7 protein-coding genes are annotated in these 13,641 nt (G+C 72.8%); 2 read left to right on the forward strand and 5 right to left on the reverse strand.

Annotated elements, in window-relative coordinates; translation table 11 throughout:
- Positions 1-101: 101 nt before the first annotated feature.
- Positions 102-2,468: a YfhO family protein gene (locus ACZ3X1_RS18965; RefSeq protein ID WP_467280348.1), complete on the forward strand. Its 2,367-nt coding sequence runs from the start codon at positions 102-104 to the stop codon at positions 2,466-2,468.
- A gap of 20 nt (positions 2,469-2,488) precedes the next feature.
- Here ACZ3X1_RS18965 and ACZ3X1_RS18970 read toward each other — a convergent pair whose 3' ends face one another.
- The 3 genes from ACZ3X1_RS18970 to mfd all read right to left on the reverse strand — a co-directional run bounded on the left by ACZ3X1_RS18970 (position 2,489) and on the right by mfd (position 8,406).
- Positions 2,489-4,012, reverse strand: a complete 1,524-nt coding sequence (locus tag ACZ3X1_RS18970; protein WP_467280555.1) for a protein kinase domain-containing protein — start codon at positions 4,010-4,012, stop codon at positions 2,489-2,491.
- A 56-nt stretch (positions 4,013-4,068) separates the two neighbouring features.
- Positions 4,069-4,701: a hypothetical protein gene (locus ACZ3X1_RS18975; RefSeq protein WP_362625439.1), complete on the reverse strand. Its 633-nt coding sequence runs from the start codon at positions 4,699-4,701 to the stop codon at positions 4,069-4,071.
- Between the two features lie 168 nt (positions 4,702-4,869).
- On the reverse strand, positions 4,870-8,406 hold the full coding sequence (gene mfd, locus ACZ3X1_RS18980; protein WP_356813480.1) for a transcription-repair coupling factor: 3,537 nt from the start codon (positions 8,404-8,406) through the stop codon (positions 4,870-4,872).
- A 279-nt stretch (positions 8,407-8,685) separates the two neighbouring features.
- Between mfd and ACZ3X1_RS18985 the strand changes: the two genes are divergently transcribed.
- Positions 8,686-10,086: a DUF2079 domain-containing protein gene (locus ACZ3X1_RS18985; protein WP_467280556.1), complete on the forward strand. Its 1,401-nt coding sequence runs from the start codon at positions 8,686-8,688 to the stop codon at positions 10,084-10,086.
- An 89-nt stretch (positions 10,087-10,175) separates the two neighbouring features.
- Here ACZ3X1_RS18985 and ACZ3X1_RS18990 read toward each other — a convergent pair whose 3' ends face one another.
- Both ACZ3X1_RS18990 and ACZ3X1_RS18995 read right to left on the reverse strand, forming a co-directional pair.
- Positions 10,176-12,761 (reverse strand): ABC transporter permease, encoded by a 2,586-nt coding sequence (locus ACZ3X1_RS18990; RefSeq protein WP_467280349.1) that lies wholly within the window; start codon positions 12,759-12,761, stop codon positions 10,176-10,178.
- Positions 12,758-13,534 carry an ABC transporter ATP-binding protein gene (locus tag ACZ3X1_RS18995; protein ID WP_390076557.1) on the reverse strand — a complete coding sequence of 259 codons (777 nt, stop codon included), beginning with the start codon at positions 13,532-13,534 and terminating at the stop codon, positions 12,758-12,760. Before ACZ3X1_RS18995 ends, ACZ3X1_RS18990 begins: the two co-directional genes overlap by 4 nt.
- Between the last annotated feature and the right edge of the window lie 107 nt (positions 13,535-13,641).

A 13,641-nucleotide genomic window follows, 5' to 3' on the forward strand; every position in this document is an offset into this window, starting at 1 on the left:
CGACCAACGATTCGCGGGGTGTCCGGGGTACGTGTCTGTTCGTGTCGCGGCCACTGCGCGGCCACTCCCGCGTCCCCCGGTGCTGCCAGGGTCGGCCCACCATGTCGACACCGCACCGCTCGCCGCGCCGCCGCAGTCTGTCCGGTTCGGCGCTCGCCGCCCTGCTCACGGCGGTGGCCGTGTGCGCCGGGGACGCCGCCGCCCGTGTCTTCCCGTACGGACCGCGCCACCGCAGCATCAACGACCTCGGCAATCAGTTCGTACCCTTCCACGCGCACCTGTGGGACCTCCTGCACGGCCGCGCCCGGGGCGGACTGCTGTTCAACTGGCAGTCCGGGTACGGCACCAGCTTCCTGCCCGACCTCGGCACCTACCTGACCAGCCCGCTGTCCGTCCTCGTCGCCGTGTTCCCGCGCGCCGACATCGACCTGGCCGTGTACGTCGTCACGGTGCTGAAAACGGCGGCCGCGGCGGCGGCCATGGCCTGGCTGCTGCGCACCCTCCACCGGGGGCCCTGGTGGGCGGCCGGACTGCTCGGGGCCTCGTACGCGCTGTGCGGCTGGTCGGTGATCGAAGCCTCCTACAACCCGATGTGGCTGGACGGGCTGACCGCCTTCCCCCTTCTCTGCCTCACCGGTGAATGGGCCCTGCGCGGCCGGCGGGTGCTGCTCGCGCCGCTGGTCGTCGCCGTCTGCTGGACGGCGAACTTCTACACCGCCTACATGGCGACCCTGGGCGCCGCGCTGGTGCTGCTGGTACGGATGGTGCTGACCCGGGACGGCCTCCGGATGCGGATCGCGGTGACCGCGCGGGTGGCCGGGACCACCCTGCCGGGCATCGCCCTGGCGGCGCCCGTCCTGCTCCCGCTGTTCCTCAGCTCGGGCCGGGCCTACCCGGGGTGGGTCAAGGAGTTCCGGCCGGTGTCCTGGGCCGACCTCTTCGCCCGGCTGCTGCCCGGCACCTACTCCTTCTCCTCCCCCGCCGTCTTCGTGGGCACCGGCACGCTGCTGCTGGCCGCCGCGCTGCCCTTCCACCGGGCGGTGCCGCCGCGCGACCGGCTGTGGTGGACGGGGCTGACGGCGGCCGTGGCGCTCTCCCTCCAGTGGGCTCCGACCCATCTGGCCTGGCACCTGTTCGCCACCCCGAACGGCAGCCCGTACCGGCAGACCTTCGTCCTGGCCGGGATCGCCGTCATCGCCGCCTGGACCGCCCTGGAACACGGCCTGCCGCGGCCGCCGGCGCTGGCCGCGGGGGCGGGCCTGCTGGCGGCCGCCGCGCTGTGGGCGCGCGGGAGCACGCTGACGACGGCATGGGGGTACGTGCTGTTCGCGGGCGGCCTGGCGTCGGCGGTCGCGGCCTGGTGGGCGCTGCGCCACCGCCGCCTGGTCCTCCCGGCGGCCGGGCTGCTGGCCCTGGTCCTGCTCGCGCAGGCGGCGGCGACGACCGCCTTCGGCCACCGGGGCAAACTGGGCGGCCTCGACGACTACCCCTCCTGGGGGCGGAGCCACACCGCGCGCGCCGGGGCCCTGGCGGCCGCCGGGGGCTGGCCGGCGTACCGCACCGATCCGAGCCGGCCCGCGCTGTCCGGCAACGACCCGCTGCTGCTGGGCGGGGAGGGCGGCTCGTACTACAGCAGCCACACGCCCGAGGTGTTCACGCGGACGATGGTCGCGCTCGGCGCCGGCTGGACCTCGCGCGGCCGCAACGTCCAGAGCATCGACAACCCGGTGACGGACGCCGTCTTCGCGGTCGGCGCGCGCCTTCAGCCGGACGGCTCGGTGCTGCGGGCCGAGGTGCCCCCGCTGGTGACCACCCGCCCGCCCGGCCCGTCCGTCTCCTACGGCGAGTCGCCCTTCACCAATCAGGAACTGCTGCTGGGCGCCCGTGTCTACGAGGACCCGCTCGCGCCCGGGGTCTGCCGTGCGGGCACCGAGGCCTACCTGTGGGCGCCGGAGTACAACGCCACGGCCCGCCTCGCCGACGGCCCGGCCTTCCGCCTGAACGGCGGCGCCCCCCGCAACCGGGCGGCCCTCCAGCCGATGGGCGTCTCCCGCGGCGCCTCCTCGGCGCTGGTCTTCGACGCCGCCCCGCCCGCGCGCTGGACCCTGTCGTGCCTGGACCGCACCCGCCTCGACGCGGCGGTGGCCGCCCTGCGGGCCACGGCCGCGACCTCGGTCCGGGTCGGCTCCGCGGGCGTGCGGGCCGTGCTGCCCGCGGGCACCACGGGCACGGCGGTCCTCTCCGTCCCCGCGATCGCCGGCTGGACCTGCAACGGCCGCCCCGCCTCGGCCCACCTGGGGCTGGTCGCGGTCCCGCTGGGCGCCGGCACCACACGGGTCGAGTGCTCCTTCCGCCCGCCGGGGCTGGTGCCCGGGCTGGCGGTCGCGGCCGTGGCCCTGACGGTCCTGGCGGTCACCGCCGTCAGGACCCGCGGCGCCCGCCGCCGGCAGCGGGTCGTCTCTCTCTGATCCTGTCGGCCGAGCCCGCGTCAGCGGACCTGGCTCAGCCACTGCAGGGTGCGGCGTATCTCCGACGGGAAGGGGTGGGTCGGGCCGTGCAGCCGCTCCGCGTCGAACAGCAGCCGGGCCAGGGTCTCGTGGGCCGCCGGGCGGTCGCCGAGGGAGAGCAGCAGGTGCGCGATCCGGCGGCGGATCTCCAGCGGCAGGGCCTGGTCCGGGTTGGCGTAGCGGTTCTCGAAGTACGGGAGCAGCGAGCGGTACTCCGCCAGGGCGGCGGCCGGCTCGCCGAGCTGCTCCAGGCACTGCGCCGCGTCGTAGCGGAACCGCAGGGACTGGGGATCGCCGGCCGGGAACTCCTCCGCCAGGCGGCGCAGTTCGGGCAGGGCGCGGCGGTACTGTCCGTCGTCCATCAGCGTGGCCGCGTACTGCTTGCGCAGGGAGCGGACCACCGGTGAGCGCTCGCCGTGCTCGGCGGCCGCCGCCGGGAGGATCCCGCCGAGGATGTCCACGGCCTGCGTGAGCCGGCCCTGGTCCAGGAGCGTGCGGGCCTGGTCCACGGCGCCCGGGATGTCGGGCTTCTGTGGCGCCGGCACCGGCGCGGGGGTCCGCGTGGGCGTCGGCGCGGACGTGGGCGGCACGGGGGTGCCCGTCGGCGTGGACGGCGGCGGGGTGGTCGGCCGGGGCGGGATCACCGCGGCCCGGTCCGGCCAAGGGGCCAGGGGGCGTACGAAGGGCCGGGTCGGGTCCAGCGGGCGGACCGGGCCGCGGCCGTCGCGGGCCGGCAGCAGCGGGGTGAGGGCCTCGTAGACCTCCTGCGCCGAGGACGGCCGGTCCTGCGGGTCCTTCGCGAGGAGGCGCATCAGGAGCGCCTCCAGCTCCTGCGGGACCTCCGGGCGCTGCGGGCGGACCGGGACCGGCGCCTCGTACAGGTGGCGGTGGAGCACGCCCAGGGCGGTGGACCCCGCGAAGGGGACGTTGCCGCTGAGCAGTTCGTACAGGAGCACGCCGAGCGCGTACAGGTCGGTGTACGGGCCCACCGCGCCGCTCATCGCCTGCTCCGGCGCCATGTACGCGGGACTGCCGATCGGTGTGCCGGTGCTGGTGAGGCGGGTGGTGTCGGTGTCCATCACCGAGGCCACGCCGAGGTCGAGGACCAGGACGGTGCCGTCCGGGCGGACCATCACGTTGCGGGGCTTCAGATCGCGGTGGACGATCGGCACCGCGTGCACGGCCGACAGCACCGAGCACAGCTGCGCGACGACCGCGACCGCCCACTGCCACGGGTAGGGGCTGTGGGCGGCGAGGTGGTCGGCGAGGTCCGAGCCCTCGACGTAGCCCATGACGAGGAACAGCTCGTCGCCGTCGCTGCCCGCGTCGTGGACGGTGACCAGGCCGGGGTGGTCGACCTGGGCCGTGACCCGGCATTCGCGCACGAAGCGGCGGCGCAGCTCCTCGGCGACCGTGCCGGGGCCGGCGACCTTGTCGGGGCGCAGCAGCTTGACGGCGACCCGCCGGTCCAGACGGCGGTCGTACGCGGTCCACACCTGGCCCATGCCGCCCTGCCCGAGGACGCTCGCCAGTTGGTAGCGGTCTCCGATGAGGCGTTCGGTCACTGCTGCGGATCCCGGAAGGCGGTCTGGTTCGGGTCCTGGTGGTGCCCGCCGGGCGGCGGGGTCTGCTTGCGCAGCAGCTCGCTGAGCTCGTCGAGTTCGGCGCGGACCTGCCCGATGCGCGGGGGCGGGGTCGGCTGCGGCGGTACCTGCGGGGCGGCCGGCGTCTGGCCGGAGATCACGGTGGGGGCCTGGGCGGCGTGCGGGTAGCCGTAGGAAGGCGAGTTCTGCGGCGGGTGGTTGTACGGCATGGGCTGCCCCGGGTACCAGGGCGCGGGCGCCGAGGCCCTGACGGCCTCGTGGTGCTTGATGTCGGCGACGAGGAAGTACACGCAGATCGCGAAGCCCGTGAGGATCGAGCCACCGGCGCCGAGGTTGCCCTGCCAGCCGTCGACGTCGGGGGTCGGGTCCAGCTGGATCAGCGTCATCCAGACGACGGCGAGCACACCGCTGGCCACCAGCAGGGTCCAGTCCCGGGACCTACGGGTGACCAGCGCGAGCCGCAGCATCGAGCCCCATGCCAGGAAGCCGCAGCTCAGAAGGGGCAGCAGCATGAACAGCACGCGCAGTGTCACCACGCCGCCCGAGGTGGACTGGGGGGCGTGCTGCGGCGGAAGGCCGGGGCCGTGCATCGCTGCTCCTGACGGGCCGTGCGGAAGAGGTTTCGGGTCTGAGGGTATACAGCGTTCCCGGCCATCAGTGAGGGGATGGGCGCAACCGTTGCAGGGTCGCAGCACGGCCCCCGCCGGCACGTCGGCCGCGGCCGGGAGCGCGGGCTCCCCGGCCGCGGCCGCCGGGCGCTACGAGCCGAGGATGGTGGTGAGGAACTCGCCGGTCCAGGCCAGCAGTTCGCGGCCGACCACCGGCTTGCCGCCGATCCTGCCCGCCTTGGGGCGCGGGACCAGGATCTGCGAGGTCGCCGGCTTGAGGACCGTGCCCGGGTAGAGGCGCCTCAGCCGCAGCTCCTGCGACTCGCGCAACTCCACCGGCCCGAAGCGGATGTTGTTGCCCTGGAGGGTGATGTCACCGACCCCGCAGGCCCGTGCCAGCATCCGCAGCCCGGCCACCAGCAGCAGGTTCTCCACCGGCTCCGGGAGCTTTCCGTAGCGGTCGGTGAGTTCCTCGCGGACGGCCTTGACGTCCGCCTCGGAGGTCGCCGACGCGATGGACCGGTACGCCTGCAGGCGCAGCCGCTCGCCCGGCGCGTAGTCGTGCGGGACGTGCGCGTCGACCGGCAGCTCGATCTTGACCTCCAGCGGCCGCTCCTCCTCCACCCCGCCGTTCTCGACGGCGGCCCGGTAGTCGGCCACCGCCTCGCCGACCATGCGGATGTACAGGTCGAAGCCGACGCCCGCGATGTGACCGGACTGCTCGCCGCCGAGCAGGTTGCCCGCGCCTCGGATCTCCAGGTCCTTCATCGCCACGTACATGCCGGCGCCCATCTCGGTGTGCTGGGCGATCGTCGCGAGCCGCTCGTGCGCGGTCTCCGTCAGCGGCTTCTCCGGCGGGTAGAGGAAGTACGCGTACCCGCGCTCCCGGCCTCGGCCGACGCGGCCGCGCAACTGGTGCAGCTGCGACAGGCCGAAGTTGTCGCCGCGCTCCACGATCAGGGTGTTGGCGTTGGAGATGTCGATGCCCGACTCGACGATGGTCGTGGAGACCAGTACGTCGAACTTCTTCTCCCAGAAGTCGACGACGACCTGCTCCAGCGCCTGCTCCGACATCTGGCCGTGCGCCGTCGCGATCCGCGCCTCGGGCACGATCTCGCGCAGCTTGGCCGCCGCCCGGTCGATGGACTCGACCCGGTTGTGGATGTAGAAGCACTGGCCCTCGCGCAGCAGCTCACGGCGGATGGCCGCGCCGATCTGCTTCTCCTCGTACGGCCCGACGAAGGTGAGCACCGGGTGGCGCTCCTCCGGCGGGGTGGTGATCGTCGACATCTCGCGGATGCCGGTCACCGCCATCTCCAGGGTGCGCGGGATCGGCGTCGCGGACATGGTCAGCACGTCGACGTTGGCGCGGAGCTTCTTCAGCTGCTCCTTGTGCTCCACGCCGAAGCGCTGCTCCTCGTCGACGATGACCAGGCCCAGGTCCTTGAACCTGGTCTCCTGCGAGAACAGCCGGTGGGTGCCGATGACCACGTCCACCGAGCCCTCCCGCAGGCCCTCCAGCGTCGCCTTCGACTCCGTCTCGCTCTGGAAGCGGGACAGCGCCTTCACGTTGACCGGGAACTGGCTGTAACGCTCGGAGAAGGTCCCGAAGTGCTGCTGCACGAGCAGCGTGGTCGGGACGAGGACGGCCACCTGCTTGCCGTCCTGCACCGCCTTGAACGCGGCGCGCACGGCGATCTCGGTCTTGCCGTATCCGACGTCGCCGCAGATCAGCCGGTCCATCGGGACCGACTTCTCCATGTCCTCCTTGACCTCGGCGATGGTCGTCAGCTGGTCGGGCGTCTCCGCGTACGGGAAGGCGTCCTCCAGCTCCCGCTGCCAGGGCGTGTCGGGACCGAAGGTGTGGCCGGGGGCGGCCATGCGCGCGCTGTAGAGCTTGATCAGGTCGGCGGCGATCTCCTTGACCGCCTTCTTCGCGCGCGCCTTGGTCTTGGTCCAGTCGGCGCCGCCGAGCCGGTGCAGGGTCGGGGCCTCGCCGCCGACGTACTTGGTGACCTGCTCCAGCTGGTCGGTGGGGATGTAGAGCCGGTCGCCGGGCTGCCCCCGCTTGGCGGGGGCGTACTCCACCAGCAGGTACTCGCGGGTGGCGCCCTGCACGGTGCGCTGGACCATCTCGACGTAGCGGCCCACGCCGTGCTGCTCGTGGACGATGTAGTCGCCGGCCTCCAGGGTCAGCGGGTCGATCGTCTTGCGGCGGCGGGTCGGCATCCGGCCGAGGTCCTTGCTGGCGGTCCGCTGCCCGGTCAGGTCGGTCTCGGTGAGCACGGCCAGGCGCAGCACCGGGTCGACGAAGCCGTTGTCGATCGATCCGCAGGCGACGTGGACCAGGCTCGGCTCCAGGGCTCCCAGGTCCGGCTCCAGCCGGGCGGCGATGCCCTCGCCGGCGAGCACCTCGACGGTGCGGGCGGCCGGGCCGTGGCCCTCGGTGAGGTAGACGGTGTGCCAGCCGTCGGCGATCCAGCCCTTGGTGTCGGCCAGGGCGCGGGCGGTGTCGCCGCGGTAGGCCTCCGGGGCGTGCATGCCCAGTTTGAGGGTGTCGGCGGCCAGGCCGGTGTCGTCCGCGGCGAACGGGGAGATCGACCACCACATCATGTCCAGCTCGCGGGCCCGGTCGCGGACCTCCGCGATGCCGCGCAGCGAGGCCGCGCCGACGTCGATGGGGGCGTCGCCACCGCCCGCGGTGGCCGCCCAGGAGGCCATCAGGAACTCCTGGCTGGTCGCGACGAGGTCGGCGGCCCGGGTCCGTACCCGCTCGGGATCGCAGACGACGGCCATCGCCCCGGCCGGCAGCACGTCGATCAGCAGTTCCATGTCGTCGACCAGGACCGGGGCGAGGGACTCCATGCCCTCCACCGCGATCCCCTCGGCGATCTTGCCGAGCAGTTCGCCGAGCTCCGGGTGGGCCTCGGCGAGGGCCAGGGCCCGCTCCCGTACGGCGTCCGTCAGCAGCAGTTCCCGGCAGGGCGGCGCCCACAGGCCGTGCTCGGCGATCTCCAGGGACCGCTGGTCGGCGACCTTGAAGTAGCGGATCTCCTCGACCTCGTCGCCCCAGAACTCCACGCGCAGCGGGTGCTCCTCGGTGGGCGGGAAGACGTCGAGGATGCCGCCGCGGACGGCGAACTCGCCGCGCTTCTCGACGAGCTCGACGCGTGCGTACGCGGCCGCCGCCAGCGCCTCGGTGATCTCGCCGAGATCGGCGGTCGCACCCTGTCGCAGGCTCACCGGAACCAGCTCGCCCAGGCCCTTGACCTGGGGCTGGAGCACGGACCGGATGGGGGCGACGATCACGCTGACGGGCCCCGCGGCCGGGTCGTCCTTGCTGGGGTGCACCAGCCGGCGCAGTACGGCGAGCCGGCGGCCCATGGTGTCACTGCGCGGGCTGAGCCGCTCGTGCGGGAGGGTCTCCCAGGACGGGTAGTCGGCCACCTCGTCGGGCGGCAGCAGGGAGCGCAGCGCGGCGGCCAGGTCCTCGGCCTCGCGCCCGGTGGCGGTGACCGCCAGCACGGTCCGCTCGGTGCGCCGGGCCAGCGCGGCGATCGCGAAGGGGCGCGCGGCGGCCGGTCCGACGAGGTCCACGTGCATGCGGTTGCCGTCACCGGCCGCGGTGACCGCCTCGGTGAGGGCGGCGTCCCGGGTGACGGCGTCGAGCAGTCCGTGCAGGCTCATGAGGGGGCTTTCCGTCCGGTGAGGGTCTGGTCTTGAGGGCGTGAAGGGGCAACGCGAAGCACCCGACACGTCGTACGGGCCGGGGGTTCCCACCCTACGACGACGCCGCCACCGACGCGCGAGGGATTCGGGTCACGGCGCGGGGGCGGGCCCCTCCTCCTGGAGACGTTGCTCCCGCTTTACGATGTGCACGTAACCACCGCCTGAGCTCGCCGCGTCCTTTTCCGCAGGAGTTCACGCCGAACGGCCGAGGAGCACGAGTCCGTGACGAGCGATGCCATGGCCCGCCCGGCACCGGCCCCCCAGGCCCCGCCCCGGGCGGCCGCAACCCGCTGGGCCGGACCCTGGCTGGTGGCGTGCGGGCTCTTCCTCGTCTACCTCGTGCTGTCCGTCGGCCGGTTCCGGCGCATGGACTGGGCCTCCTGGGACCTGGGGATCTTCGAGCAGGCGATCCGGGCGTACGCCCACCTCCGGGAGCCGGTCGCCGACCTGAAGGGGCCGGGCGCCAACATCCTCGGGGACCACTTCAGTCCGATCATCGCGCTCATCGCACCCGTCTACCGGGTCTTCCCCGGGCCGATCACGCTGCTGGTCGTCCAGGCGGCGCTGTTCGCGCTCTCCGCCGTGCCCGTCACCCGGGCGGCCGGACGGCTCCTGGGCCGGGCCCGCGGGATCGCCGTCGGCGTCGCGTACGGCCTGTCCTGGGGGATCCAGCGGGCGGTGGAGTTCGACTTCCACGAGATCGCCTTCGCCGTGCCGCTGCTGGCCTTCGCCCTGGAGGCGGTCCTGGCCCGGCGCTGGCGGGCCGCGCTGCTGTGGGGGCTGCCGCTGCTCCTCGTCAAGGAGGACCTCGGCTTCACGCTGGCCGCCCTGGCCGTCGTGGTGGCATGGCGCGCCCGTGCCACCGACCGGCGCACCGTCTGGACGGCGCTCGGCATCGCCGCGGCCGCCTGCGTGTGCGCCGTACTGGTGTTCACCGTGTTCATACCGGCCTTCGCGACCGACGGCTACGGCTACTGGCACAAGATCGAGGGCGGGGGGCCCTTCGCCGGTGCCGGTACCAAGCTGGCCACGCTGGGCTGGGTGCTGATCCCCACCTCCGGCCTGCTCGCCCTGCGCTCGCCCCTGCTGCTGGTCGCCGCGCCCACCCTCGGCTGGCGGTTCCTGTCCGGGGACGACCACTACTGGTCCACCGACTGGCACTACAGCGCCGTACTGATGCCCGTCGTCGCCCTCGCCCTGGTCGACGCCATCGACACCGTCCGGCGCGGAGACCGGCCCCGGCTGCGCGCCTACGCCCTCCAGATGCCCACGGCGGTGCTCGCCGCCTCGCTCGCCCTGGCCATGACCAGCATGCCGACGGCCAAGCTCACGGAGGCGTCCACCTACGAGAAGCCCGAACGCGTCGCCGCGATCGAACGGCTCCTCGACCGGATCCCCGACGGGGCCACCGTGGAGGCGGACACCACACCGCTGACGCGGCTGACCTCCCGCTGCCGCGTCCTGTGGATCGGCGGCAGCAAGGGCGTCGTCCCCGACTGGATCACCATCGACAACGGGAACAAGTGGGCCGGCGACGACCCGACCGGCTACGCCTCCCAGCTCCACCCGGGCGAGCGGTACACCCTGGTGGGCGAGGCCGGCGGGATCGTCCTGATGCGGCGCGACACCGCCGGCTGAGCGGGCCCGTACCGGCGGACGCGAAAAAGGGCGCAGGCCCGGGACAACGGTCCCGGGCCTGCGCCAACCCCGTACGAACGCGGCGCCCGCTACTCGCTCGCGATCGCGTTCAGGACGTTCATCCGCCCCGCCCGGAAGGCCGGGACCAGTGCGGCGAACAGGCCCACGAAGGCCGACGCGGCGAACACCCCGATGATCGTCGGCCACGGGATCTCCAGGACCTTCAGGCCCTCCAGCGCCAGCAGCTGCTGTGCGGTGGCTCCCCAGCCCATGCCCAGCCCGAGGCCGAGCAGGGCGCCGAAGAGGGCGATGACCACCGACTCCAGGCGGATCATGCGGCGCAGTTGGCGGCGGGAGAGGCCGATGGCGCGCATCAGGCCGATCTCGCGGGTCCGCTCGACCACCGACAGGGCCAAGGTGTTCACGACACCCAGCACCGCGACGATGATCGCGAGTCCGAGGAGCCCGTAGACCATGTTCAGCAGCTGGCCGACCTGGTCCTTCAGGGCCTGCTTGTAGTCGGCCTGGTTGCGCACCACGTACTGCGGGTACGCGCTCAGGGCCGCCTTGACCGACTTGTACGCGGCGGCGTCGGACTGCCCGTCCTTGGCGGTGGCCAGCATCATGAAGGGCAGCGGCATCCGGTCCGCCGGCACGTTCGCCCGCGCGGTCTCGGTGCTGATGTACTTCATGCCCTTGTCGAGGTTGCCCTCGTCGCTGGTGATCGCCGCGACCTTCAGCTTGACCGTCTTGCCGCCGGTGAAGGCGACCGTCATCTCGTCACCGAGCTTGATGCCGTGCGCGGTGGCGTACAGGGAGCCGACCGACATGGAGCCGTCGCCGTAGGCCGCCGCGTGCTCGCCGGCCGTCATTTTGCGCCGGATGTCCTTGGCGTACGTCGGGTCGGTCGCGCCGAGGTCGGTCTCCTCGGTGGTGCCGTCGGGCGCGGTGAGCGTGACTTCCAGCTGGCGGTAGGCGGTGACGTGGTCGAGGCCGGCGGTGGCGCGCAAGGCCTGCTCGGCCTGCGGCAGGACGGGCTGGCCGGCCTCGGAGGCGACGATGTAGTCCGCGCCGACCGACTTGTCGAGCTCGTCGGTCGCGGAGGCCACCATCGAGGAGCCGACCACCGACAGGCAGGCGACCAGCGCGAGGCCGATCATCAGCGCGGCGGCCGTGGCGCCGGTGCGGCGCGGGTTGCGCAGGGCGTTGCGCTCGGCGAGCCGGCCCACGGACCCGAAGGGCCGCAGGACCACACCGGAGAGCACCCGCACCACGCCCGCGGCGAGCAGCGGGCCGATCACGATGAAGCCGATCAGGGTGAGGACGACGCCCAGACCCAGCCAGAGGGATCCGGCCGCGGCCTTCTCGGCGGCTCCGGCGAGGTAGAGGGAGGCTCCGCCGAGGCCGGTGAGGACCAGACCGAGCACGGCGCGGACACGGCCGGCCTTCTTGTCCCCCGGGGTTCCGGACTCGCGCAGCGCGGCCATCGGGGAGACCTTGCCCGCGCGGCGGGCCGGGACGAAGGCGGAGACGACGGTCACGATGACGCCGAGGACGATGCCGACGACGGGCGTGGTCCAGACGACCGTCAGGTCGTCGGTGGACAGGTGCATGCCCATCTGGCCCATGAGCGCCATCAGGCCGACGGCCAGGCCGACGCCCGCGCCGACACCCAGGACCGAGCCGACCACGCCGAGCAGGAAGGCCTCGACGACCACGGACTTCAGGACCTGTCCGCTGTCGGCGCCGATGGCACGCATCAGGCCGATCTCACGGGTGCGCTGCGCGACCAGCATGGAGAAGGTGTTGAAGATCAGGAAGATGCCGACGAGGAAGGCGATGCCGGCGAAGCCGAGCATCACGTACTTCATGACGTCGAGGAAGGCGCCGACGTCCTTGCGGTTGGCGTCCGCCGCTTCCTTGGCGGTCTGGAGCTTGTAGGCGTCCGCTCCGACGGCGCGTCCGATGTTCGCCTTGAGCTGCTCGTCGCTCACCCCGTCCTTGGCGGTGACATTGACGTGCGTGAAGGCGTCGGGGGAGCCGAGCAGCGACTGCTGCGCGGTGGCCGTGTCGAAGTAGACGACGGCCGCTCCCGGGTTGGTCACGGTGAAGGCGGCGATGCCGGTGATCTTGGCACGGATGTCGCCGGTGATGGCGATGGTGCGCAGCTCGTCGCCGAGTCCCAGGCCATGCTTCTTCGCGGTGTCGGCGTCCACCATCACCTCGGTGGGGCCGCGCGGTGCCTGCCCCGAGGTGATCTTCATGGACTTGAGCTCGTTGTCGCTCCAGTTGCCCGCGATGGTCGGGGCGCCGGTGGTCGAGCCCATGTTCTCGTTCTTGGCGTTGACCACCGTGACGGCCATCGAGACGACGCCGCCCTCGGCGCTCTTGACGCCCTCGGCCTTCTTGACCTGCTCGACGACCGAGCCGGCCAGCGTCTCGGGCTTGCCGCGGTCGGGGGTCTCCTCCCCGCTCCCGGCGCTCTTGGGGCTGACGGTCACGTCGGAGTTGGTGACGGCGAACAGCTTGTCGAAGGTGGTGTTCATGGTGTCGGTGAACACCAGGGTGCCGCAGACGAACGCGACGGAGAGCAGGACCGCGACGGCCGAGAGCGCCATCCGCCCCTTGTGCGCGACGAAGTTGCGCCGCGAGGTCTTCAGGACCGTGTTGCTCATGAGGTCCGCCCGCGCGCGTCGAAGTCCTTCATCCGGTCCAGGACCTGTTCGGCGGTGGGTGCGTGCATCTCGTCGACGATCCGGCCGTCGGCCAGGAAGATGACGCGGTCGGCGTAGGACGCGGCCACGGGATCGTGGGTGACCATGACGATGGTCTGGCCGAGCTCGTCCACCGAACGGCGCAGGAAGCCGAGGACCTCGGCGCCGGCGCGCGAGTCCAGGTTTCCGGTCGGCTCGTCACCGAAGATGATCTCGGGGCGGGCGGCGAGGGCGCGGGCGACCGCCACGCGCTGCTGCTGGCCGCCGGACAGCTCGGTCGGACGGTGCTTGAGCCGGCCGGCCAGGCCCACGGTCTCCACCACCCGGTTCAGCCATTCCGCGTCGGGCTTGCGGCCCGCGATGTCCATGGGGAGCGTGATGTTCTCCAGGGCGTTGAGCGTGGGCAGCAGGTTGAAGGCCTGGAAGATGAAGCCGATCCGGTCGCGGCGCAGCCGCGTGAGCTTCTTGTCCTTCAGCCCGGTGATCTCGGTGTCGTCCAGGTGGATCTGCCCGCTGGTCACCGTGTCGAGGCCGGCGAGGCAGTGCATCAGGGTGGACTTGCCGGAGCCGGAGGGTCCCATGATCGCGGTGAACCGGCCGCGCATGATGTCCACGTCGACCTCGTCGAGGGCGACGACACGTGTCTCCCCGGAGCCGTAGGCCTTGACGACCTTTCGCGCCCGGGCCGCGACGGCAGCATGCCCTCCAGTACCCCCGTGCCTGGTTTCGGTCATTGCCGTTGTCACGGTCTGTCTCCTTCTTCGCAATGCGTGCGTGTGCGTGAACGTGCGTGCGTGCTCCGCCGTGACGAGTCTGCGGCGGCAGGGCCCTACGGCGCGCT

It is taken from the genome of Streptomyces sp. NPDC023541 (assembly GCF_055559995.1).